This window comes from Candidatus Bathyarchaeia archaeon (genome assembly GCA_038882715.1).
Classification (GTDB): Archaea; Thermoproteota; Bathyarchaeia; order Bathyarchaeales; family DTEX01; genus DTEX01.
On the sequence record JAVZNR010000001.1, the window covers coordinates 1 to 22887 of the forward strand.

Below are 22887 nucleotides of genomic sequence, written 5' to 3' on the forward strand. Positions count from 1 at the left end.
AATTGCTGGCGCGATTACCGGGAAAGCTATCAGTTTTGCCTCAGCGGTCTTAGAACCATATAAAGAAAGAGCTGTAATTCCCAATGACTCTTTAATTCTCATTCCGTTTAACAATAAAGAAGAGGCGTATTATGTGGCAGGCATATTAAACTCCTCCGTTTCTCTACTAACAATAGCATCATACACATATGAATTAAGGCAAGAAACACATATAACACAATACATAAGAATTCCTAAATTCGATAAAAACAATGATAAGCACGTAAGGATCTCCGATTTATCTGAGAAAGCCCATATATTAGAAAGACAAATTCGCGAAGGCGCACGAAAAGATTTAAGGGAAAGCTTACGACAGGTTGAAGAGGAAATTGATAAATTAGTTTCTATATTATATGGCATTACTGATGAAGAATTAAGCGCGATTAAAGAATGCTTAGAAATCTTAAAGGAAGGCGAATTAGAAGAAGAAATAGAGGAAGAAACACTAGAACCTATAAATTTGGAGCCAGACGTATCCTTGGATAATCCCGTCATACAAGAAAACACGCCATCAAAACTTGTTATCGTGGTTAAAAATCCATTAGATGAAGCAATTAGCAATGTTAGATTGAAAGTTCAAGCGCTGAGTGAAAAACATGAGTATCTATTCGATAAAATTGAAAAGCAAGAGATATGTGAACTGCAATTGGCCGGGCTAAAGGCTGGAAAATATGAGTTTAGGGTATCAATGGACTATTTTATAAGAGGAGAAAACAAAAAGATTGAGAAAACCTTAACTTTATTCGTGAAAAGTTCGGGTGAAAAGAGGGCTGTTGAAAGGGGAGGAATAGATGATCTTTTCTAGGTGAGCCAAAATGAGTAATATGGATAATGTAAGCGCTAAGCTCAAATACATATATGATCAGGCTGTGGTGAAAAAGGATTTAATTCTCCACGGCCATATCGGAAGGCTCCCAAGATTCATAGCGGAATACTTGATTGCAAAGGTCTGTGGAGACCAAATCACTCCTGAGGGCCTCAAAAAAGTATCGGAACTAGTGGAAAAATACTATAGAGAGCCCCAAGAGAAAGATAGAGTGAAATTCGACCTTGTCAAAAATGGAAAGGTGGACCTTATAGCTGAGCTCAAGGTGGAGAAAGATATTGAGACGGGACTTAACTTTGCAAACCTTCTAAATATCCCAATAGAAGACCCAATAGTAATCCCGGACCATATTGTCGAAGAATATCCTAGGCTCCTAGAAATGGGATTATGGGGGAAAGTCTCGATAGAATATAATCCAAGTCGCGCAATAAAGATGCAGGTCACAGACTTCAAGCCATTCCAAATAGCGAATGTAGACCTAGAAGAATTTGCGAAAGGAAGAAGAGAATTCACAACGCAAGAATGGATAAATATTCTCATAAGCACCATAGGATATAATCCCACAGTTCTACCACAGAGAAAGAAGATAGTAATCTTAACAAGGTTACTCCCACTAGTTGAAGAAAACTTAAATATGATGGAGCTAGGCCCCAGAAACACTGGCAAAACATATGTCTTCAGCAACTCCTCATTTTACGTGAGAATATTCTCTGGCGGAAAGGTGAGCCCAGCGGTACTAATATGGAATCTCCAAAGAGATACGCCCGGGGAAATACCCACAAGGGACTGTGTAGTTTTTGATGAGGTAAGCAAAATAGAATTCATGAATGCGGCGGAAATGATGGGAAAGCTTAAGCATTTTATGGCCTCAGGAGAATATGAAAGAGGGAAGAGAAAAGGAAGCAGCGGCTGCTCACTAGCCTTCCTTGGAAACGTCGACGTGAGCGGAGAGAGACCAATAGAAGAATTCACCTATGTTCTGCCAGAAGATATGAGGGACTCAGCCTTCATAGACAGGCTTCATGGATTTATTCCCGGATGGGAAGTCCCAAAAGTCGGAAGAGCCGACGTATATCTCTCCAGATATTACGGTTTCGCTACAGACTACTTCTCAGAGATAATGCATCAGCTGAGAAAGAAACATGAATTTACAGCCTACATAAGCAGCCGGGTAGAATTACAGAATGTAGACCGGAGGGATCAAATAGCGATAGAACGAGTGGCAAGCGGAATGCTTAAGCTACTGGCGCCTCATGGCGACATAGCCGATGAAGAACTAAAAATTGCCCTAGATATTGCCATCGAATATAGGCAACGCATAGCTGAATGGCTCCATTACATGGCTCCAGGAGAATACCCAATGAAGAAGATAGGCTACAAGGTAAGAGGATGAGACTAAGAATATACACAAATCTAACCCCTGAAAAACCTATTGATAATCCAGCTGATCTTTCTGAGAAAATATTCAACTATCTCGGCCCATCAGTAATAGACTTCACTGGATGGGGGCTACTAAGGCCCGGCCTGCTAAGCAAGCATCTAATAACAGAAGTATGTAGGATCTGGAGAGCTGAAAGAAGGAGAGAATTGATGATCTACGAGAGACCGCAGATGCGTGGAGAGTGGCTATTCTTTGACTATTTATTCTCAAAACCAACGGCCGTAAACCCTATAATAAAGTGCTTAACGGCAGCAGGACTAGCAAAATATGGGGAAACAAAACTAACTAATACCTACCTGACCACAATAGGACTAAATTATAAGCATGGATTGATGCTAATGTTATACCATGGCAAAAACGTTGAAACTCAGCTAGACGATCTAGCATACGTAATATCCCATATTCTTGGATCAGCCAAACCTAAAGTTGCCGAAATAAATAGCCCGCTACTCATTGGCATGGCATCCCATTTAGTGGAATCCCCAAGGTGGCAACTAAGAGGTTGGGTCTCAAAGGAGGGCAGAACAATTGAACTCGACTTAGTGCAGCAGAACCGAGAAGAATATTTAAACAAACTAAAGCGAGGGGAATGGCAGTCCCTCCTCTTCCAAAACAAATACTCAAAGGTTAAACTAACAGTGGGACCTAGGGTAAAAACAATCGACGTGACAATAAAAAAGAAGTACTATACTCCTGGGCCAAAAAGAGATCTAAGACCAATCTTTGAGGAACTTGCAAAAGCAATAAAACCCAACAAATTTAGCGATGCTACGCCAAGCAGTAACGATGAGGCAGGCATATTAAGGGCATACACGGAAAGGAGGGGAATAATAGCCGCCATAAAAATCGAGAGAGAAAAATATGGAAGAGAAGCCATCGACGTCTCCTACAACTTCCAAGGCTACGACATAAAATCAGAAAACCTACTAATCGAGGTTAAAGCCTTCAGAGACACCTCCTATAAACCCATACAGCTAACAGAAAACGAATACCAAACCCTCATCAACGAAGAAAACTACCAAATCTACGTAGTCGAAGAAGCATGGGACAAAATACCAAAAATAAACATAATAGAAAACCCAAAAGAAATACTCTTCATAAAACAAAACAAAGACATTATTGAAACAAAAATATCAACCCAAGAATACTATGAATGCGAAGAGGACAAATGGAGGAATAAAACTACGAAAATAGATCATATAGAACTTATATAGTAGAATCTTCTTGGAAAGAAGCATTCTCACCAAGTCAATACATAATCAGATGCAGATGAGGCTAAAGGTTGAGGGTTAAATAAAAAGTAATTTTATTATGACATGTACTCTGATGAAGTGTTGTTAATTGGAAAAGAAAGAGGAAGAAATGCGTCCCAAACCAAAGATACATAAGCACCATTAAAATGCAAATAAATCCTCGGAAGACGTCATACTCAAAACCGATAAGATATCGAAAAAGTTGATGCCAAGAAGTTTAAAAATAACTTTCCCTTTAGCATATAAAGGGCCCAATTATATATAGATCAATGCGCTCACTACTGGATTGTTTAACGCTACATTTATTTATCACGTAGAAAGGAGATAGACTTAATAATGTTTCTGAGAAACTCACTCTATCGTGCTTATAGCATTACTTTCATTTAAGACTTTAAGAATAAATCTGACGGTTTCCGGTTCAACTTCACTTTTTCCTTGACGCGTCCATATTTTTCCATCAGAAGATAACATCATAACTCTTTCTTCAATGGTTACTCCAAAATAATTTATCCTTCCAGATATTTCGGCATCCCGAACATATTTCTGGTACTCTTCACTTAATTCTAGTAAAATGCCTCTGAGACTTGCAGCATGAACATATATATCTTTAATTTCTTTGACACTGATTTCTCTAATGTTGGAGAAATATTTATTTAACTCATTCTCTTTTCCTTTCAATTTAAAAGTCAGCTTAAGGAGCGGGGAAAACATTATTACCGAGCTTGGAAGACGCCCCTCCTGTCGTCCTTTCTCAGAAATTATCACTTTAAGGGCATATGTTAAAACTGGAACTTTATAACTAGAACCGAAAACAGCTAAAAAATTCGATAAATCTTCTTTCTCGAATAAGCAAACTTTGAATGGAACCGTCTCTTTTATAGTTATAGAGCCTTCCTCTCTATTGGAGACTGTTCTCGGGCAATCTACACAAACATCGATCATTTTTGCCCATTCATCAAAAGTATCTTGAATCTTATCAATGTAAAGAAAAAGATTCTTGCTATCAACCCTACCATATTTATAGCTTCCTACTTTCAGAATGACACTTTTCACTAAATCATCGTATTTGGGATTTACTTTAAAAACTCTACATGTCCAAAACACCAAGCCTCTTCCCTCACACTATAATGTCTATTATCGATCTTAACACCTCAAAATCTCTGAGCGACACTATAATTTGACCAATTTGTTCATTTCCTCTTAAGATTTGTGAAAAATGTATATATGGATTATATGGTAGCTTTAATTTTATGATCTTCTTGAGTAGTTTCATATGAAACTTTTGTGCAAAAGGTAGGTCAGTTTCTATACATATTAGCCTTATGGCTGAGCGAACTTTTAATATAGTTGCGAGATCTTCATCTTCATTTAAGCGCTTCATGATTTCCTCTAATAACCTAAACCCAGATAGGAAAATTTGTTCGATTTCCTTCTTACCATGGCTTTCTTTGTGAAACTGAGGAAAAAACAAAATCTCAAGCAAGGAAATGTATTGTTTAGAGAGCATATATTCGGGTTCAAAGGCTTCAACATCGTTCTCTGTAAAATCTTCGCCTACGAAATCTTCAAGTTCAAAATAAACATTGTAATTGAATATTACATCATCAATTTTTAGCGAATTCGCACCATGCTTAAATTTTAAGATGCAACTTTCTATGGAAGATATTGCATCATCAAACAGTGGATATTCATAAAAAGTGAGCACTAATCCAAATTTTACAAAGATCTTTTGTTTTCTCCTAAAAACCCTCTCTAAAATTATGGGCGCTGTTTCGCTCACAATTTTTTCTATAAAAAATTTTGCAGTCTCTCCGAGAATCGTTTCCATTGTTTTTTATCACACTAATAATAACGATTATTAGTTGCATTTAAAAACTTATCTATACCTCTTGACGGCATCTTTTAGCTCACCAAAGAGCCGGTATCTTTCGGAATATGGAATTCGAATAAATGCCGTAACATTCAACTATTTTAGAAATGGGGACCGAGAATTCATAGCCAGAGTTATGTTAATTCCCAAAAGCGCCGAAGAAGTGCGAAAAACCAAGAGAAGATACTATCTAATGGAGGGAGAATTAAGAAAAATAGCTGAAGACAATGGCGTAGGCGACCTGTATTCTATTCTAACGGGTGGTCTTACATCCCTATTCGACTCGAAAGTAACGACCCTAAGCTCAATCGCTTTTATCGGGAAACAAGATGGAAAGATGAATACTATATTTAGCATAGTGCCGGGCCAAAGCAGTCAGCAGGATGGATTAAAATTCCAAGTATACTTGAAGAGGTTTGCAAAATACTTCAATATATCTGAGACTGAAGCTGAAACTATATTGCCTCAAGCCAAAAAGGAATGGAAATATACCAAAAACGCTCCACCAGAATATACAGGGTATGAAGGCTTCTTCAAAAATAAAGAAGAAGTCGAAAAATTCCTTAAAAAATTACAAGAACTAAAAGCAAAGATTAAGGCCTAGATAAGATATAATACAAAAACTCAATTCTGTCCTCTATACCGAAAAACCGTAAAAGGCTTCCTAACGATTCTTTGAGAACTTTCACCCAGCATAGCAACTAGTTCCCAAAGAGTGTGAAGAAGCGTCTTGAAAGATTGTTGATAACATTAGGCCTGAAAGTGTAAGCGTTATAAGTTATTTCATGACCTATTCCAAAGAATCTAAAAAGAACTCTTGCCAGGGATCTGCGACGTAAAACGGCAGCTTAGATTAATCCGCATATACGGTTCTTAGATAGCATTAACCTTTAATTATTGGGACGACTAAAATATTACTAAGGTGTCCAGATATGAGTAGTAAGTCCATTAGTGAGATGAAGGGCACCAGAACTAGGGGTTCGAATCCCGGCGGCCGCACCAAGACCTTTTTCTTGTCCGTTTTCACCGGTTAAGACTTTTATGAGCCGATTTATGAGTTTATAAAGGTTTTGGCCTTCCGCGGGTACTGTACCATTGGGTTATTAACATAGGAATATGTTTTTGGTTAGACGCTGCTATACGAGCCTACCCTCCTTCCCCCTCTTCCGTAATGGAATGGCTGTGTCTTCATCGCTTTCTTATAGAAATGGGCAGGTTTTCTATCCTTTGAATCAGAGCGGATCTGTTTTCTATCGTTGGGAACTGATGTTTTTGGACATATTTTTCATCCATTGCCCGTAAAAGCGCTCGTATCTTTAAGGCGCCAGCCCCCTCTAAGATTCAGCAAAGGCTGGAGGCCTCATGAAGTAGTGGTTTCTAAATGATGGATAGGAAAATTGTTCATTCGCCCCTGCTTCATAGAAGCCCTTGAACGGTGCTTCGAGTATTTTAGTTAAAAACAGATTTTATGCCAATATGCCTAAAGGGGCTAATCTTAAAAGTTTCTGTTAAAGCGAGCCCTATGCTCAAGAGTAAATAGTAGGGCTGATAGGATTAGCGTGGAGGCCGAGAGCGCGGCGAAAATTATCATGAATGGGATTTTCGGGTTTAGGCTGAATAAGTATCCGACGATTGTTGGGGTTGACAGGTTTACGAGTGAGGATAATGTTACAGATAGCGATAGGGTTTTAGCCTTAGCCCTATCGTCAACTGAGTCGATTTGGTTCACTAGAAATGTTCTGGAGACGGAGAAAGCCGATATTGAGTAGAAGCCGAGTAGGGCTGCTGATAGCATTGCTAGGGGCAAAAATCTTTTAGGCGAATTTATGAAGAGGAATATGGCTAGGGCGCCTAAGCCATGCCCCAATATAAGCGTCTTTAAGCAATCATCTCTAGATCTAAGTTTTGAGACAACGGTCATGGATAACGTTAGGGAAACTATTGAAGAAGCGAATGGAATTAACGAAGCTATATTCTCGTTTAATCCAAGCCCATCCTCATGAATCAAATATAGCGAAAAATAAGCGTAAGAAGAGCTGTAGAATCCGGCTACAATTATTATTATGAGCATGACAAGAATTGCGCGGTCTCTTCTAACTATTGAGAGAGAGCGCAAGTATCCTTTGATCCCCGAGAAGGGGCTCTCCCTCGTAAACCTCCATGTGAGGTTAGGCTCCTGGAGATATATCTGCCTAATTATGAATGCGGGTATTAGGGAGAAGAAAGCTAGCATAAAGAGGGTTCTGCATCCGGCGTCAAGCCCGTAGATCCCTATAATGTATCCGGCGACCGGGGTCATTAATGATCCAATAGTCCAAATTGCCGATATGGAGCCATAAATAATCGATCTAAACTCGTGGTCAGTATCTTCGACAAGTAAACACTCCCAAACAGAGTAGATTGTTGAGACGCAGCTCTCAATAATGTAGGCTAAAACTACGTGCCAAATATTTCGGCTAAAAGCCCATATAATCAGGGATGTCAGCCAGCAGACGCTGTCAAAAAGCATTAAAACGATTTTTCTGCCAAACCTGTCAGCTAAATATCCGCCTAGTAGAGGCATGATGGATGCTAGGGAGTTAAAAATAGTTATTAGGAGCCCTATCTCGGTGGAGGAAAGCCCGATAACTATGCTCAGAAACATGGGTCTATAGAAGAAAACCCAGTTCATGGGTATGCTCCATAATGGCTCAGTTGCTATAAGCACTCTAGCGTTCTTACCGATTTTTCTGTAAACCCTATTTAACATAGTGTTTTAGTTCTCCTTCTCCGTTAAAGTATTATAGCTCATGGACATTAGGGATATTAAAGCATATCTCGCCTAAAGATCTCCATGGAAAACTGCAGGAAAACCGAAGAATATACGCTCCCGGTTGAAAGCGAAGCATTTACTAGTTCCGGAGCTTGGCTCATGGTCACGACTGTACCTGGCTTAGAAGACATAGTTGTAAAGGAAGCGTTTGAAAAGCTCAGCGTTCTTAAGGCTGAGGAAAGATTCTGCAATGTTGGTGGTAGAGTACTATTAAATGTTCCGTCAGATCAAGTTGACAAAGCATTCACTCTAAGAAGCATAGAACACATTATCCATTTAATTAGGGTTTTTGAGGTTGAAAGAGGGGAAAACGGGCTGAATCAAATATATAATGGGGTTTACGGCTGCGAGATCCCTTTAGGCTCAACCTTCAGGGTTACATGCGAGAGAATTGGGGAACACGTGTACACGAGCCTAGATGTACAGAAGGTGGCTGGGCAGGCGATAGTGGACAAGTATCGTCGAAAAGTCGACCTCAAAAATCCAGAGACCATTATTAGGGTTGACGTCGCCCATAACCTCTGCATTGTGGGCATACAGAGAACAAGAACCTCACTTAGGATCCGTTACCCAAGGGCTTTCCAACACTGCTCGGCGTTAAATCCCGTGATTGCTTACGCAATGCTTAGAATAGCGGATGTTAAACCGGGCGATAGGGTTCTAGACGCGTTTTGCGGTGGGGGAACAATAATAATTGAGGCGGCTCAAGCGTGGGATAGCAGCTTAGACCTATTAGGGATCGATATAAGTCCAAAAAGCATTGAGGGAGCTTGGAGGAACGCTGAGGCGGCGGCCGTTAAAGATAAAGTTAAGTTTATTGTGGGCGACGCGCGAAGGCTTGAGAAGATTCTTCCCGCAGATTGGAAGATCGATAAGGCTGTTTCAAACCTTCCCTTCGGTATTAGGAGCGGTAGAATGAAGGCTATACCAAAGATCTACGCTGATTTTTTGAAGTCGCTTAAACAGTTTATGAGGGAAGATTCTAGGGTCTGCTTACTTACGGTTCACAAAGATCTTTTAGAGGGTATTAGTAGAAGCCTAAATCTTAAGGTTGTCAGCAGCAGGCAGATATTTTATGGTGGGCTGCAGGCATGGATAGTCTTATTAAGCCCGGCTTAAATGGTTTTTATTTTGAGGGTTTAATTTAAGCTCATCGTTAAGTGATGGAAAGGTGTAGGACGAATTGAAGATCATAGGTAGAGTTGCCGATGGGGCAACCGAGATAAAAGCCAGGCTTATTTTACTTAAGGGGATGGAGAACAACGTTGTAGCGGAGGAACTTGTCTTAATCAAGAATGGGGGGGAGGATAAACCGGTTAATCAGATACTGGGCGTTCTAAGGGAGGGTTTGGGCAAAAACGAGTTTTTGAGCTATACGTCGTATAGGCCTGAAGTGGCGTACCTAAGGCATGGCGGCGAGCCGTCAGGCGTTAGGGAGGTTTACTCTTTCGCAATAGAAACTATAGGTATCGTGACCGATGGGGGCATAGAGCCCAACAGGATGATAATCCAGCCTAGGTCTCCGGTCTATCTGCTTGAGGATGAAGATAATCCGCTTGAATGGGTTGCCAGGGGGCATGACGTAATATGGTCTGACGCATATGTGGAAGGGCATCCATCATGGAAGGTTCCCTTCGATAAGACATTTCTACCCTATCACGTAGGTGTCTACGGGAGCACCGGGTGTGGAAAATCATGGTTTACTAGGTATATCCTCATACCGCTCTATAGGAGCGCTGGCTACAAGGTAATTGTGCTCGACTGGAGCGGAACCGACTACGCGCCCTTATTGGAAGACAACAAGGTTATTAGGTTAGCTGAGGTAGCCCTCGATGAAGAATCCATATTAAGCTACTTTCATGATAAAACATTTGGGTTTGCTAGAAACGATGTTATTAAAGACTGCTTTGACGAGTTTTTAGAGGGATGGACAACTAAGGTTAAGGAGGCGTACACAGACTCTGAGAACCCAGCCGAATACCTCTATCAGAAATTGAGGACTCATGTTGAGGGCGCAATATCCAGTATAGAGCGAAAAGACTCTAAGGCTGCGGCTCAAAGAGCGTATAGAAGGATATTTAGGAGGCTTAAGCCCTCAGACCTCTACCCGGTTATGGGAGTCATAACAATAGAGGAGCTCTTCCAAGAGCTTGAGCGGAAGGGCATACTGGCGATCGACATGGGCGGAGCGCTAACAGAGGCTAAGCTCGGCTTCTTTCTATCACTATCAAAGCACCTCTACAGCCTAATGGAGACCGGAAGAAACCTTGGCATAGCGCTCATAATAGATGAGGCGCCGCAGTACGCCCCATGGGACGCTCGCGGAATACAAGCAGAAACATGCGAAATGATCAAGAACTTGGCTGCGCTAGGCAGAAAAAGAATGCTGAATCTTACGCTTATAGCTCAGGGCATAAAAGGCGAGATAGGCGTAAACGCGGCTGTCAGAAGAAACCTTAACACCCATTTCTTCGGCAGGATACATCCGCTGGACGCTAGCGGTGAGGGCGGCGCCTCAGAGTGGCTGTCGCCTTACGGTATATCTGCAAGCCATCTGCTTCAGCTTAAGCCGGGAAGATTTTATTTCGCCGGAGCCATGAACCCTTCGCCAGTGCCCTTGCTGATAACATATAGTCCGCCGGGAAGGTGAAGCAGGTTATGGCTAGCGCCGAGGAGCTGCCGGAGTGGATTAAGCTTCCAGTAGATTTGCAGCACGGCTTCTTCCAGCTGGCGGAAAAAGAGGCTAAAGAATTAACGGACACTGTTAACAGAATTAATGGCATATTAAAGATTCTTGAAGCTGAGATATCCCCGCATTTCCACGCTTTTCCAGAGCAGAATAGGAGGTCGATTATCGCGGCGGTCGATAGCTCTAGGTCACCTAGGCTAAGCGAAAGGCTCGGCATAAGATATGGGGTTTACGCTACCGGTGTAGTCTACTTGAGGGGAGCTGAGAGGCTACATGAAAAATTTGAGCCGGGAGCCTTCAGGTGCAGGCAGGCTTTCTCCCGGGAGAACAGCAAGATTCTCTTTGACCTCGAAACATTACTCTCTGAAAGAAGGGTTGCGTTGGAAGCCTTAGATGAATGCGACATACTCTTTATAGACGGAAGCTTCTACAGCTTTGTTTATCAAGCACTAGATCTAAAAAAGAGCGGTCGATGGGAGAAGAGGGAGGAGAATCTCATCAACGAAGTCTTTGATATTACTGAGAGGCTTAGGGAAAGCGGTAAGGTCTTAGGGGTAATCAAGAGGAGCCGCTCTAGGGCTTTAGGAGGCTTCATGTTCAGGGAGTATGGCAATAAAGAGTTCGTGAACCTGCTGGATAAACATATACTCTCTCTAATCATGCCTGAGAAAAACTTCCTTGAGTATAAGGATATTTTGGGTGGTCGGCCAGCATCATTCTACACGAAGATCGCTTATCTGGTTTCCATTGGGCAGTTTAGCGAGGACCCACAGAACTTGGAGAAGATGGCTGAGAGGGGGGTATATGAGCCGTTCGATAAGCTGGGCTTATATAGGGAAGGCTTCAACGACATGAGGAGGGCGCAGATCAGACTCAGCGGTGAAGCCCCTCCCTGCGAAATAGAATACCCATCTAAGATCGATGTTAAGGACGTGCTTTCAGAGGAGGGCTTGTTTAACGAGGACACAAATCTACCCATAGCCCTAGACCTAGTGGATAGCCTAGTGAACATATCATCAAAGTTCACCGAGGAGTTCGTGTCGGAGATTGAGGGAAGAGTGCTGGAAAACATAATTAAGGATGGCGGAAACCTAAAGTCTATAAAGGCGTTCTTCACGTTTTTAAACCCGCAGAAACCATTTTAGCGAAACCATCGTTTTCAGAAAAGCATTATATTGGAAAAGCGTTGTAGCATTATTTTGCGGAGGAGTTTCAATGGATGTCTTTAAAATAATATCGGAGAGAAGAAGTATACGAAAATATAGGAAGGATCCTATACCGGAGGAGATTCTAGAAAGAGTTCTAGAGGCTGGCAGGCTTGCTCCATCAGCAGCCAACAGGCAACCATGGTACTTCATAGTGGTTAAAGACGAAGATACTAAAAGCAGATTAGTTGACGCTTGCAGAGGGCAGAAATTCGTGGGTGAGGCTGGGGCGGTTATAGCTATTTTAGGCGACCCTAACGCCTCAAGGTGGTATAGGCAAGACCCCTTCATAGCGGCAAGCTTCATGACGCTTGAAGCCTATGAGGAGGGGCTGGGCGTATGCTGGATAGGTGCATTCGAGGAGGATAAGGTTAAGCAGATCTTAAGGATTCCCGAAAACCTTTCGGTAATAATACTTTTGACAATAGGTTTCCCAGATGAGAAGCCGCCTCCGAGACCTAGAAAGCCTAGGGAAGAAATATTCTTCCTAGACGCTTACGGCAAGACATATCCATTCAAAACCTAACCGTGAGAAACTAAGCCTTACGCACCCCTCTTCTTTTTAGGAACTCTGATTTTAAGATCCGCTTCCATCTAAGGTATCTTAACATCCGCTTTTCATTTACGCTGAGTCTATTATAGGATCCCCGCAAGCTCTTTCACCTTCATCAGGTTTTCTAGGTCGCTCCTAACACTATTTTTTGGGGTTTCAAGTATTAATGGTAGGCTTGCAAACTTGCTGCGCAGTATACTCCTAAAGCCTTTCTCCCCAATCTTCCCTAAACCTATATGTTCATGGCGATCTATGCGTGAATTTAGGTCGCCGCGAGAATCGTTCAAATGGACTAGTTTGAGTTTAGTGAAGCCTACTGTTCCATCTATCTCCCTTATAACCACCTCTATCTTCTCTTCTGTTCTAAGATCGTAGCCCGCTGCGAAGGCATGGCATGTATCAAAACATATTCCAATTTTATCCGGGTAGGATGAGCGCTCAATTATATATTGGAGGTCGCTTAATCTTCCACCCACACTATTCCTTGATCCAGCCGTATTCTCTAGAAGCAGCATAACTCTTCCGCCAAAGGATGAAAAGGCTTCATCTATGGCTTTAACTATTCTCTCTAAACCTTTTCTGGCGCCCCGCCCAAGGTGGCTTCCCAAATGCGTCACTAAATATGGAATTTTAAGCCTCTCGCATCTACCCATCTCAGTTATGAGCGTTTCAATGGACTTAGTGTAAATCTCGTTTCTGGGGGATGCTAGATTCGACAGGTACGGCATATGGCTAAAAACAGGCCTAATATCGTTTCTTTCAACTTTAATTATAAATGCTTTAATTTCCTCCTCCCTGAGCGGCCTAGCAGTCCAGCCGCGTGGGTTCCTTGTGAATATTTGGAGGGTATTACATCCGATTTCGAGCGCTCTATCGACGGCTTTGTCAACAGAACCATATATCGACATATGAAAACCTATTCTCATCCAGATACGCCTTAAAGACTAAGATTGCCCAGCTGCCTCTTAAAGGGCACGTTGTTTTCAGAAAAAGTTAAGGGAAGTAATGGGCAATAAATCTTTAGTCAATACAGTGCTAATGCCGAGAGGAAACCATATGAAGCTACTCGTTGGAACAGATTTCCACGGTTTTAAACCAGCGTTCGAATTTTTGGCTAAAGAAGCGGATAAGCAGGGCGCTGACGCCATAATTGTATGTGGCGACATAACGAATTTCGGCACATTTGAAAACGCTAAAAGCCTCCTATCCACACTGGCTAACGCAAATATACCGGTCTTCTTCGTCCCGGGGAACTGTGACCCCCCATCAATCACATCTCTAAACCTCGATAACCTGAGATGTATACATGGTGTAGGAGCATCTTTCAGAGATCTGCTACTCTTAGGCGTTGGTGGGAGCCCGATAACGCCTTTCAACACATTTTTCGAGATGAGTGAAGAGGAAATATATAGAGTCTTGCAAACATGTTTAAGCAGCATTGATGATAAAACCAGGCTCTATCATGAAATGCTTATAGTGTCCCATTCGCCTCCGAAAAACACTAGGCTTGATAAAACCGTTTTCGGGCTTCATGTTGGAAGCGAAAGCCTAAGAAAATTCATCGAGGAATATGAACCTCTAGCGGTATTATGCGGCCACATACATGAAGCGAAAGGAGAAGACACCCTCGGCAAAACGCTCATAATTAACCCCGGACCCGCTAGGCACGGCAACTACGCTATCCTACATGCCGAAAAAAATAACGTTAAAGCTGCTTTTCTCGCAATAAAACCTTAACACTCAGATTAAGCAAAACCTTAATAAACAGGTTTATCATTGATGGTTTTAATTCTCCGCTGAGGTGTCTGCTTGCCATTTGAGAAAGGAGACTTCGTACTGATAGATTATGTTGCTAGGGTTGCCGAGACCGGTGAGGTCTTTGACACAACGATCGAGGAGGTTTCACGCAAAGAGGGAATTTATCAGGAAGGCGCGATATATGAGCCTAAGCTCGTCGTGATAGGGGAAGGGTGGATTTTAAAGGCTCTGGAAGAAGCGCTGCTAAACCTTGATGTGGAGAAAACCGCGACAATAGAGATCCCGCCGGAAAAAGGTTTTGGAAACAGGGATCCGGAGAAAATCAAAATGTATCCATTAAGAAAATTCATAGCTCAAGGGATAACTCCGAAGGTCGGCATGAAGGTTGAGGTTAACGGAAAGGTGGCTACTATACGTGCAATAGGCGCTGGAAGAGTTCAATTAGACTTCAATCCTCCATTAGCCGGTAAAACCCTCATATATGAGGTCACCGTGAGAAAGAAGCTCGAAACCATCGAGGAGAAGATTAAGGCGCTGATTCATCGTAGAATCCCGCAGGTAGACATTGAAAAATTCTTGATTGAAATAGGCGAAGACTATGTCTCAATAAATATACCGGAAGAAGCATTCTACGTGGAGGGTTTACAGCTCATTAAGCGCGGGATCTTTATGGACATACAAAAATTCTATCCAGATAAGAAAATTGTACGGTTCGTAGAGGTCTTTAAGAGGGAGGCGCCCTCCTCAGCAGCACCTTCCTCAGCTGTAAATCCTTAGGGCACCCAATGGCCCCGTAAACCTCAACAATTTCGCAGCGATCCCCATCTTTTAAGTATTCTGGCGAACAAAACTCGTAGCTTTCGCAGCCCTGTTTATCGCATTCTTGCGAATGGAAGGTTATTAATGCGCCTACAATTGCCTGTTTAGATGGAATGGCTGCTAAAACCTCCGCTTCGACAACTTCAACTACACGCATTTCAATATCGTAGGCTTCGCATTTTAAAACTTTGTCACGTAAACCAACAACCCTATATATTCGGCCGCACTCCAAGTTTTTAACACAAACATTAAGGTATCTGCATTCACGACATTTTGCGCTAAAACCTTTATGTACAAATAATTCTCCCACTCTAGCTTGGCCTACACCTACCAGAGTGATTATGGGCTTCATGCGCTTCCCGTTTTCTCCGCTCATTTGCCTAATCTATCACCCCGGTTTCTTTAGCTAAAGCCCATGCATCCTTATAATCCAGTTTTTTCTCGCTGAGAATCGTGTACCTTTCAGGTCGGATTTTAGGCGCCATCACTAGAGCCTCAACTATGTATTTTGGCTCTATGCCTATTTCCTCAGCGGTAACAGGGGCCCCAATCTTTTGCAGTGTGCGCCTAATAAGATTCCAGTCTAATCCATGTAGGGAAGCCATCATTATGGTTCCAATGCCACACTGCTCTCCGTGAAGCGCTGGCTTAGGTGCTATCAAGTCTAATGCGTGACTAAATAAGTGTTCTGATCCACTGCACGGTTTGCTGCTTCCAGCTATGCTCATAGCTATGCCGCAGCTGACGAGCGCCTCTAGAAGTATCCTTAACCCTTCCTCAGAGTTAGGTTTAATTAAGTGGGCATTCTCAACAACGTGTTTGGCGCTCATTAATGCGAGGCTAGCCGTATACTGCGCGTAATACTCTTTTATTCTCTCGTGAGCCAGCTTCCAATCGCATGTTGATGTAAACTTCGCTATAACGTCTCCACAGCCGCTCGCAATAAATCGATAGGGCGCCTTCATTATTATCTCCGTGTCAGCTATTACCGCTATTGGAGGCTGAGCCATAACTGAGTACGGCCTATTCAGGCCTTTCAGGGAGGCGAAGGGGCTGGCTATGCCATCGTGAGAGGCCGTTGTTGGAACGCTTATGAACGGTATGCCCTGCCTAGCGGAGCTTAGCTTCGCGATGTCAATTTTCGTTCCTCCACCTACGCCGAGAACAACATGAGGCTTAAGCTTCTTTATCTTCTCCTCAGATAAATCCACGTCTCTAACCGTTGGCACGCTGGAGGATACTATATGCTCCTCAACCTTTAGCCCGCCGCTTTCGAGAATCTCTTTAACCCTCCGCCCAGCCGTTTCAAAGGTTTTCTCCCCAGCAATTATCAGAGCCTTGCCGGTGAAACCCAAATCGCCGCATATTGAGCCAATAGTCTCTAGACTCCCGCTTCCAATGATTATCTCTCTGGGCAACCTCATTCGATGAACTTTAAATTCCAATCCCATCAACCCAGAAGCTAACATTATTTTCCGCCAAACTTCTAGAGATTCCCTTTAATATTTTTCGAACAGTTTAAATCTCAGATCATCACAATAATATTTTAAGTAAATATGCCCCTAATATAAGCGTTTAAATACGAAAGGGCTGTGATAAATTCGTTTGATTGTTAATTATTGCTCAATAATAAGTTTTAAACATGAGGAAATAAGGAAAAGAGGAAGGAGATTTAAAATTGCCGTCGATTGAAAAAAGTAAGGCTGAACTGAGACAAATAATACTAGAGAATATTCCGAAGGAGGCTGAAATAACACGTATAGAGTTTGAAGGGCCAGCGCTAGCCATCTACGCGAGGAAACCTGAAATACTAATAGAGCAAGAGCATATTGTAACAAACATAGTTAACATAATAAAGAAGAGGATAGTGCCGCGCTCAGACCCGTCTGTTAGGCTCCCTGAGAAGGAAGCTGAGAAAATAATATATGAAATAGTGCCCAAGGAGGCTGAAATAACTAACATAACCTTTGACCCCCCGCTAGGTGAAGTGATAATAGAGGCTAAGAAGCCCGGCCTCGTTATAGGTAAGAACGGGTCAACCCTTCAGGAGATAATACTTAGAACTAAATGGAGACCGCGCACCGTGAGGAGACCGCCGAAACAATCAAAGATAATGATGCATTTACAGCACTTATTGTACGCTAGCAGTAAAGAGCGGGAAAGAATTCTCCGCAATGTTGGCGAGAGAATATTTAGACCCATGCTATATGAGGTGGGCGACGTCAGGATAACTATGCTTGGCTCAGCTAGGGAGGTTGGCCGCTCAGCTATCCTCGTCCAAACCAGGGAGAGCCAAATCCTGCTGGATTGCGGAATAAATCCCGGGTCAACAAAGCCTTTTGAAGCGTTCCCGAGACTGGATGCGCCGCAGTTCGATATTGAGTCTTTAGATGCTGTTGTGATAAGCCACGCTCACCTAGACCATTGTGGCTTCTTACCTTACCTGTTTAAGTACGGTTATGATGGGCCGGTTTACTGCTCGGTTCCAAATGTAGGTTTAATGACGTTGCTGCAGCTCGATTACCTAGATGTCTTATCTAGGCAGGGGGCTCCGCTCCCATACGATCAGAAAGATGTTCGTGAAGTGGCATTACACGCTATACCGCTACGATATGGTGTTGTCACGGATATAGCGCCAGACGTGAGATTAACTTTACATAATGCTGGGCACATACTTGGATCATCAATTGTGCATCTGCATGTCGGTGAAGGCTACCATAACATAGTTTACACGGGGGACTTCAAGTATGGTAGAACCATGCTCTTAGAGGCGGCTGCCACAGAGTTCCCAAGGGTTGAAACCATCATAACCGAGAATACGTATAGCGCCCCAACGGACGTTATGCCTTCTAGAGCTGAAGCGGAGAAGAACCTTGTATCGGTGATAAACAGGACGCTTGAAAGGGGTGGAAAAGCTATGATCCCTGTACCGGCGGTCGGCAGAGCTCAGGAGATAATGCTCGTCATAGACGAGTACATGAGGCGCGGTGAGCTTAAGGAGGCTCCGGTATTCATTGAAGGCATGATATCCGAGTCAACGGCGATACATATGGCTTACCCAGAATACCTGTCAAGGGAGGTGCGCAATAAAATAATTAACGAGGGGATAAACCCGTTCGAGTCAGAGTACTTCACAATAGTTGAGCATCCAAGCGCTAGAAGCGAGATAATTGAGGGTGAGCCATGCATAATATTGGCAACATCGGGAATGCTTGAGGGCGGACCTATAATAGACTACTTCCAGAACCTCGCCCACGACGAGCGGAATTCACTGATATTTGTCAGCTACCAGATCGAGGGAACATTAGGCCGAAGAATTCAGAAGGGTGCACGCGAAGTGTCCATTATAGATCAGGATGGGAAGATCAGGGTTATAAAAGTTGGCTTAGAGACTCATACTGTAGAGGGTTTCTCTGGGCATTCCGATAGGCGGCAGATAATAAATTACTTGCGTAGAATAGCGCCGAAACCGGAGAACATAATCATATGCCATGGAGAGAGGAGTAAATGCTTATCTCTTGTAGAGTTCCTTCGAAGAAGATACAAGGTTAATGCTATGGCGCCGGATATACTGGAAACCGTTAAGCTCAGATAGAAGAAGCGTCGGACGCTACCGTCCTCTCCTTCCATATACGAACGTTCTGCGGCGTTAACACTATTCTCTCCTCCCCTAACCGAGCTATATCGCCACCTATAGACTCAATGAATTCGCCTAATTCGCCAATGGCGCGCTTAACATCTTCAACGTTTTTCTCCAGCAGGGGAGTAATCTTAACTATCAATATATTTCCGGATTTAATCTCGCTCTTAATCTTCTCTAGGTCGTTGAGTGAGTGTAAGGATAACGCCTTAAGATATATTATACTTGGTTCTTTCTGAGAAGCCTCTTCGGCTTTAATCTCCCTCTCCTCTTTCTCCTCCACTTCCTCCCTCTTCTCCTTACCAACGATTTTCTCAATCATCTTTCTCAGGTCTGATTTAGCCAAAACTATCCCCTCAAGGATTAGCAGGATAACCTAGCTAAAAATCCACCTTTTAAGTCTTAACTCTTTCGTTTCTGAAAAATATCCATTATCACCCTCCAAGCGGTATCCCCAACATAATGCAAATTCTTCAAAACTTTCCCACTCTCAACTGTTTTCAAACTCCTTGAGTCTAGCAGGGCTCTGGTCACAGCTATCACCCTACCGTGCTTTTCATCCAGAACTAGCACCAGATCACCCTCTCTAAATTCTCCCTCAACCCTAACTATGCCCGGCGCCATTACATCAGCGCCATTGCATATGTGGGGGACAGCGCCCATGTCAACGACAACCTTCGGAAGCCGGTGAATTAAATCCTCGAAAACTAAAGTTGGTATAAACATGCCCTTAGATTCCAATAAAAGTGGCTTACTGTTAACTGCAAAGATTTTACCTTCGGATACCTCTATAACTTCAACCTTAGGCTTAGACCCGAAAAGGCTCTCGTGATTGATGCCGAATTTTCCAGAGACCTCTCTTAAAAACTCTTTTCTCTCGCTTTCCCTTAAAAGGTATCTGCGCTTAACGTGGCTCATATAATCTTAAATTTCAGCATAATACATATAAATTTGCGCTGCATCATAAGGAGATTAGTTAGGTTAACAGATTGGTAAGGCAGGGTTGTTGAGTAAATGGCGACGCAAATACTTGAGGAAAGTCTTGGAAAGATTGTTCTAATAAAGCTTAGGGGCGGAAGGAGCATAAGAGGGCGGCTCCAAGGCTTCGACCAACACCTTAATTTAGTCCTTGAGAAAGCTGAGGATGTCACAGACGCTGAAAACATCAAGGAGTTAGGTCTAATAATAGTTAGAGGAGATAATGTCATAATGATTTCACCACCCCCAAGGTGAAGGATGAATGACGAAGGGTACGGCTTCGTTTGGGAAAAGATCTGGGAAGACGGTTCACATAAGATGTAGAAGATGCGGCCGCAGATCATATCATGTTAGAAAGAAGAGGTGCGCTGCTTGCGGCTACCCGGATCCGAGGATAAGAAGATACTCTTGGCAGACTAAAAGCCTCCAGAGAGAACGATTAATTTAACATGTCTATCGCCATTGAGAGAAAAGAATTTAAATGTGTAGTCTTGAAGAATAAGGAGACTGCGAGGGCGTACACTTGGTAAGAAAAGCTAGAATAAAGCTTACAAGCACGGATTACAGTAAGCTTGATGAGATATGCAGGGAACTTAAGACCATAGCTGAAAAATCAGGGGTGAAGGTTTCAGGCCCGGTTCCACTACCAACAAAAAGGCTTAAGGTGCCCGTGCTCAGAACGCCTTGCGGTGAGGGGACGAAAACATGGGATAGGTGGGAGATGCGGATACATAGGCGTCTAATAGATGTGGATGCCGATGACCGCGTTATGCGTAGAATTATGCGAATGAGGGTTCCGGAAGAAGTTTACATAAGCATAGAATTAATATAGGATTATTAGGTTGACAGCAACCAACATTAATGATGCTAAAAACGTTACAGCCCAAAAGTACTTATTCCACCACAAAATTTTAGCCCCATCTAAAACGCCGAAAGGTATTAAGTTAAATGAAGCCACAAAAGCGTTAATTATGGAACCTTGAGCGAAAACTATCTCAAGCAGCTTGACGCTTGAAACGCTACTTAAAGCCAAGAAGACTACTGCAAGACCCACATTCACCAAAGGCCCAGACAACGATACTTTGCCAATGGTTTTTCGGGTAGCCTCACCTGAAATTATGACCGCTCCTGGGGAGACGATTTTTATCGGGGATAATATTGAGATCAAAGTTATTATTACGCCTATAAGGGATAGTCTGAATTCGGCCCATAAACCATAATATTTGGCTGTAAATTTATGCGCAAGCTCATGTGGTATGAACGCTGAGACAAGTATAAGGGCAAAGAATAATATTGACTGTAAGCTCGGGGAGCCGGCTTCATTTATCGCTATGGATAAGCCGACCAATACCACCATTAATGTGCCTAGAAAAATGTGAATTAGCTCCGTAGAACCGAACAAATTACGAAAACTTTCGAAAAACCTCGAAAAATTCCCTTTGACATGCTTTACCCTAACGCCCTCATCAAATCTCCCCCTCATAAAGTATTCAGGGGGAGAAGCGCCCCTTCTCATGCCTTGGCAAGCATGAAACTCCGGCAACCGGTGGTCGGCGCAAAAATATCCGCCGCAGAAGGGGCATCTAAATGGGAGATCGACATTTAAGCCACAATACTGGCACTTCAACTCTGATCATCTTCCTTTTTTATCGTTAAAGATAATTGGGAAAGAAAATCATAAATCTTATTAAAGAATTATTCAAGATGAACTAGATTGATGCCGCGTAGCCGGGGTGGCCGAGTGGATAAGGCGCAGGCCTTGAGCACTAGGCGTCTAGAAAGCCTGTGGCCCATTATGGGCCGCATGGGTTCGAGTCCCATCCCCGGCGCCAAACCTTTAACGTGAATCCACTATGGTGGATGGCGGCGAAGGGAATCTGGACTCTATTCTATACCTCGATGAGTCCCTCAGATGGTATGAAGATTTTATACCATTTTTCCAGAATCCCCTCGGTGATCACATGTAGCTCCTCATAAATATATGGAATAAGCCCCCTCAAACCTAGCCACATAACGCAACTTATCTTCATCTTTAATGAGAGATTGCAGACTAGGATTTAGCTTCATTAGCTCCCTTATGAGGCGTCTAAGGGAATGCGTCCTCAGGTAAGATCCTACTTTACCAGCAATTTAATACTAAAGACTGATAGATCCCATTCACCCTTCTCAAGTAAATGTTCCGCGTTTCTCAGAAAAGCCTCAGCCCTACGCCTAATAACTTCAGCTTCCTCAAAGGACGTCTTTAACCACCACGCATATCGCATCCTAAGACTAAGAGATACTTCAAAAGCGTGTCCATCTAGATGTCTCTAATTAATGGCGGCGTTTCAAAGCGATCCTCTGTATTCTGTTAAACCTTTTACCACCACATTTTCTTGAGGGGCATTGCTAATATCTCTCTGATTTCAAGCCTCTTGGATTTGTCTCTGCTAAACATGTCGCTGGTCTTGCAGGCTCTGACCACTATGGCTGTATCTGAGCCCCTGCCTGTACCAGCAACGGCTATAACATCTTCCCCGGGGTTTAATGCGCCTAAATCCGAGGCTATTAAAACTATTTCCACGCAGACCTTGAAGCCTTGCCCCAACGTGTAGAAGCTATTTCTAACAGCGTCCATTCCACGCGCATGTAGAGGTAGATGAGTTTTATCTAACGGTTTACCGCCAAGCCTTGAGATCTCCTCCCTATATTCCCGCCTCATTTCCTCATGGGAGACAACTACAACGTTGCATAATCCTTTAAGGGCTTTCGTAAACTTAACCCCTGTCTCTCCGGACGTGCTCGCAACAACAACGGTTTTAATGTCGCCCTCTCTAACCCTCCTATGAACGCAGTCTAGAACAGCGTCGGTGTTCTCCGGCCCCGGCTCCCTAAAATACGTGATCTGTTTTACCACGCTCATAGAGATACGTTGATTCTCCGGCCTTAAAAAGATTTTTCCCCATGCATGTTCTTTAAAGCCTTTTATGCGCGTCTGCAGCATCTTATATTTGGTGAGAACCTT

At 43.0% G+C, this 22887-nt stretch carries 25 protein-coding genes and 1 tRNA gene; 15 read left to right on the top strand and 11 right to left on the bottom strand.

Annotated features, from left to right (window positions below):
* From QXR61_00005 to QXR61_00015, 3 genes are all read left to right on the top strand, one after another.
* Positions 1-844: hypothetical protein (locus tag QXR61_00005; protein ID MEM3756337.1), on the top strand; the 844-nt coding region annotated here is incomplete at its 5' end.
* 10 nt (positions 845-854) lie between these two features.
* Positions 855-2258, top strand: a complete 1404-nt coding sequence (gene brxL, locus QXR61_00010) for a BREX system Lon protease-like protein BrxL (GenBank protein ID MEM3756338.1) — start codon at positions 855-857, stop codon at positions 2256-2258.
* Positions 2255-3520 (top strand): hypothetical protein, encoded by a 1266-nt coding sequence (locus QXR61_00015; protein MEM3756339.1) that lies wholly within the window; start codon positions 2255-2257, stop codon positions 3518-3520. Before brxL ends, QXR61_00015 begins: the two co-directional genes overlap by 4 nt.
* A 390-nt stretch (positions 3521-3910) precedes the next feature.
* On the opposite strand, the gene QXR61_00020 is transcribed toward QXR61_00015, so the two are convergent.
* Both QXR61_00020 and QXR61_00025 read right to left on the bottom strand, forming a co-directional pair.
* A complete protein-coding gene (locus tag QXR61_00020) occupies positions 3911-4666 on the bottom strand; it encodes a hypothetical protein (GenBank protein MEM3756340.1) in 756 nt (251 codons plus the stop codon).
* A gap of 10 nt (positions 4667-4676) precedes the next feature.
* The gene (locus tag QXR61_00025; GenBank protein MEM3756341.1) at positions 4677-5387 is read right to left on the bottom strand and encodes a hypothetical protein; all 711 of its coding nucleotides are present in this window, start codon (positions 5385-5387) and stop codon (positions 4677-4679) included.
* 235 nt (positions 5388-5622) lie between these two features.
* Here QXR61_00025 and QXR61_00030 point away from each other — a divergent pair, with 235 nt between their 5' ends.
* Entirely contained in the window at positions 5623-6033 is a 411-nt protein-coding gene (locus QXR61_00030) for a hypothetical protein (protein MEM3756342.1), read from the top strand.
* 891 nt (positions 6034-6924) lie between these two features.
* Here the strand turns inward: QXR61_00030 and QXR61_00035 are convergent.
* Positions 6925-8178, bottom strand: a complete 1254-nt coding sequence (locus QXR61_00035; protein ID MEM3756343.1) for an MFS transporter — start codon at positions 8176-8178, stop codon at positions 6925-6927.
* An 84-nt stretch (positions 8179-8262) separates the two neighbouring features.
* Between QXR61_00035 and QXR61_00040 the strand changes: the two genes are divergently transcribed.
* From QXR61_00040 to QXR61_00055, 4 genes are all read left to right on the top strand, one after another.
* Positions 8263-9360, top strand: a complete 1098-nt coding sequence (locus tag QXR61_00040; protein ID MEM3756344.1) for a THUMP domain-containing protein — start codon at positions 8263-8265, stop codon at positions 9358-9360.
* Positions 9361-9424: 64 nt separating this feature from the next.
* On the top strand, positions 9425-10891 hold the full coding sequence (locus tag QXR61_00045) for an ATP-binding protein (protein MEM3756345.1): 1467 nt from the start codon (positions 9425-9427) through the stop codon (positions 10889-10891).
* An 8-nt stretch (positions 10892-10899) separates the two neighbouring features.
* Positions 10900-12075 (top strand): DNA double-strand break repair nuclease NurA, encoded by a 1176-nt coding sequence (locus tag QXR61_00050; protein ID MEM3756346.1) that lies wholly within the window; start codon positions 10900-10902, stop codon positions 12073-12075.
* Between the two features lie 70 nt (positions 12076-12145).
* On the top strand, positions 12146-12661 hold the full coding sequence (locus QXR61_00055; protein ID MEM3756347.1) for a nitroreductase family protein: 516 nt from the start codon (positions 12146-12148) through the stop codon (positions 12659-12661).
* Between the two features lie 110 nt (positions 12662-12771).
* Here QXR61_00055 and QXR61_00060 read toward each other — a convergent pair whose 3' ends face one another.
* The gene (locus tag QXR61_00060) at positions 12772-13614 is read right to left on the bottom strand and encodes a deoxyribonuclease IV (GenBank protein ID MEM3756348.1); all 843 of its coding nucleotides are present in this window, start codon (positions 13612-13614) and stop codon (positions 12772-12774) included.
* 130 nt (positions 13615-13744) lie between these two features.
* Here QXR61_00060 and QXR61_00065 point away from each other — a divergent pair, with 130 nt between their 5' ends.
* Positions 13745-14425 (top strand): metallophosphoesterase, encoded by a 681-nt coding sequence (locus QXR61_00065; protein MEM3756349.1) that lies wholly within the window; start codon positions 13745-13747, stop codon positions 14423-14425.
* 72 nt (positions 14426-14497) lie between these two features.
* Positions 14498-15223 carry an FKBP-type peptidyl-prolyl cis-trans isomerase gene (locus QXR61_00070; GenBank protein ID MEM3756350.1) on the top strand — a complete coding sequence of 242 codons (726 nt, stop codon included), beginning with the start codon at positions 14498-14500 and terminating at the stop codon, positions 15221-15223.
* Here QXR61_00070 and QXR61_00075 read toward each other — a convergent pair.
* Both QXR61_00075 and QXR61_00080 read right to left on the bottom strand, forming a co-directional pair.
* Positions 15171-15641, bottom strand: coding sequence for a UPF0179 family protein (locus tag QXR61_00075; protein MEM3756351.1), 471 nt, complete (start codon positions 15639-15641; stop codon positions 15171-15173). The genes QXR61_00070 and QXR61_00075 overlap by 53 nt on opposite strands.
* Before the next feature lie 4 nt (positions 15642-15645).
* A complete protein-coding gene (locus tag QXR61_00080) occupies positions 15646-16734 on the bottom strand; it encodes an NAD(P)-dependent glycerol-1-phosphate dehydrogenase (GenBank protein ID MEM3756352.1) in 1089 nt (362 codons plus the stop codon).
* Between the two features lie 209 nt (positions 16735-16943).
* On the opposite strand from QXR61_00080, the gene QXR61_00085 reads away from it, so the two are divergent.
* Positions 16944-18860, top strand: a complete 1917-nt coding sequence (locus QXR61_00085) for a beta-CASP ribonuclease aCPSF1 (GenBank protein MEM3756353.1) — start codon at positions 16944-16946, stop codon at positions 18858-18860.
* Here QXR61_00085 and sepF read toward each other — a convergent pair.
* Both sepF and QXR61_00095 read right to left on the bottom strand, forming a co-directional pair.
* Entirely contained in the window at positions 18853-19251 is a 399-nt protein-coding gene (sepF, locus tag QXR61_00090; protein ID MEM3756354.1) for a cell division protein SepF, read from the bottom strand. The genes QXR61_00085 and sepF overlap by 8 nt on opposite strands.
* 56 nt (positions 19252-19307) lie before the next feature.
* Complete coding sequence (locus QXR61_00095; protein ID MEM3756355.1) at positions 19308-19823, bottom strand: DUF1947 domain-containing protein; 516 nt, start codon at positions 19821-19823, stop codon at positions 19308-19310.
* 96 nt (positions 19824-19919) lie between these two features.
* Between QXR61_00095 and QXR61_00100 the strand changes: the two genes are divergently transcribed.
* The 3 genes from QXR61_00100 to rpsJ all read left to right on the top strand — a co-directional run bounded on the left by QXR61_00100 (position 19920) and on the right by rpsJ (position 20715).
* Positions 19920-20138 carry an LSm family protein gene (locus tag QXR61_00100; GenBank protein MEM3756356.1) on the top strand — a complete coding sequence of 73 codons (219 nt, stop codon included), beginning with the start codon at positions 19920-19922 and terminating at the stop codon, positions 20136-20138.
* A gap of 7 nt (positions 20139-20145) precedes the next feature.
* On the top strand, positions 20146-20331 hold the full coding sequence (locus QXR61_00105) for a 50S ribosomal protein L37e (GenBank protein MEM3756357.1): 186 nt from the start codon (positions 20146-20148) through the stop codon (positions 20329-20331).
* Positions 20332-20406: 75 nt separating this feature from the next.
* Positions 20407-20715, top strand: coding sequence for a 30S ribosomal protein S10 (gene rpsJ, locus QXR61_00110; protein ID MEM3756358.1), 309 nt, complete (start codon positions 20407-20409; stop codon positions 20713-20715).
* Here the strand turns inward: rpsJ and QXR61_00115 are convergent.
* Positions 20707-21510, bottom strand: coding sequence for an AN1-type zinc finger domain-containing protein (locus QXR61_00115; GenBank protein MEM3756359.1), 804 nt, complete (start codon positions 21508-21510; stop codon positions 20707-20709). The two genes, rpsJ and QXR61_00115, sit on opposite strands and share 9 nt — an antisense overlap.
* A gap of 100 nt (positions 21511-21610) precedes the next feature.
* On the opposite strand from QXR61_00115, the gene QXR61_00120 reads away from it, so the two are divergent.
* Positions 21611-21715, top strand: a tRNA-Ser gene (locus QXR61_00120).
* Between the two features lie 282 nt (positions 21716-21997).
* Here QXR61_00120 and QXR61_00125 read toward each other — a convergent pair.
* Positions 21998-22147 (bottom strand): HEPN domain-containing protein, encoded by a 150-nt coding sequence (locus tag QXR61_00125; protein MEM3756360.1) that lies wholly within the window; start codon positions 22145-22147, stop codon positions 21998-22000.
* Between the two features lie 95 nt (positions 22148-22242).
* Positions 22243-22785 carry a pyruvate kinase alpha/beta domain-containing protein gene (locus tag QXR61_00130; protein ID MEM3756361.1) on the bottom strand — a complete coding sequence of 181 codons (543 nt, stop codon included), beginning with the start codon at positions 22783-22785 and terminating at the stop codon, positions 22243-22245.
* Positions 22786-22887 lie beyond the last annotated feature (102 nt).

Coding starts and splice junctions, on each gene's coding strand:
- QXR61_00100 (MEM3756356.1), top strand. CDS start 19,920: ATGGCGACGCAAATACTTGAGGAAAGTCTTGGAAAGATTGTTCTAATA.
- QXR61_00080 (MEM3756352.1), bottom strand. CDS start 16,734: ATGTTAGCTTCTGGGTTGATGGGATTGGAATTTAAAGTTCATCGAATG.
- QXR61_00075 (MEM3756351.1), bottom strand. CDS start 15,641: ATGAGCGGAGAAAACGGGAAGCGCATGAAGCCCATAATCACTCTGGTA.
- QXR61_00105 (MEM3756357.1), top strand. CDS start 20,146: ATGACGAAGGGTACGGCTTCGTTTGGGAAAAGATCTGGGAAGACGGTT.
- QXR61_00065 (MEM3756349.1), top strand. CDS start 13,745: ATGAAGCTACTCGTTGGAACAGATTTCCACGGTTTTAAACCAGCGTTC.
- QXR61_00055 (MEM3756347.1), top strand. CDS start 12,146: ATGGATGTCTTTAAAATAATATCGGAGAGAAGAAGTATACGAAAATAT.
- QXR61_00025 (MEM3756341.1), bottom strand. CDS start 5,387: ATGGAAACGATTCTCGGAGAGACTGCAAAATTTTTTATAGAAAAAATT.
- QXR61_00040 (MEM3756344.1), top strand. CDS start 8,263: ATGGAAAACTGCAGGAAAACCGAAGAATATACGCTCCCGGTTGAAAGC.
- QXR61_00095 (MEM3756355.1), bottom strand. CDS start 19,823: ATGAGCCACGTTAAGCGCAGATACCTTTTAAGGGAAAGCGAGAGAAAA.
- QXR61_00060 (MEM3756348.1), bottom strand. CDS start 13,614: ATGAGAATAGGTTTTCATATGTCGATATATGGTTCTGTTGACAAAGCC.
- brxL (MEM3756338.1), top strand. CDS start 855: ATGAGTAATATGGATAATGTAAGCGCTAAGCTCAAATACATATATGAT.
- QXR61_00050 (MEM3756346.1), top strand. CDS start 10,900: ATGGCTAGCGCCGAGGAGCTGCCGGAGTGGATTAAGCTTCCAGTAGAT.
- QXR61_00125 (MEM3756360.1), bottom strand. CDS start 22,147: ATGCGATATGCGTGGTGGTTAAAGACGTCCTTTGAGGAAGCTGAAGTT.
- QXR61_00030 (MEM3756342.1), top strand. CDS start 5,623: ATGGAGGGAGAATTAAGAAAAATAGCTGAAGACAATGGCGTAGGCGAC.
- QXR61_00130 (MEM3756361.1), bottom strand. CDS start 22,785: ATGAGCGTGGTAAAACAGATCACGTATTTTAGGGAGCCGGGGCCGGAG.
- QXR61_00035 (MEM3756343.1), bottom strand. CDS start 8,178: ATGTTAAATAGGGTTTACAGAAAAATCGGTAAGAACGCTAGAGTGCTT.
- QXR61_00015 (MEM3756339.1), top strand. CDS start 2,255: ATGAGACTAAGAATATACACAAATCTAACCCCTGAAAAACCTATTGAT.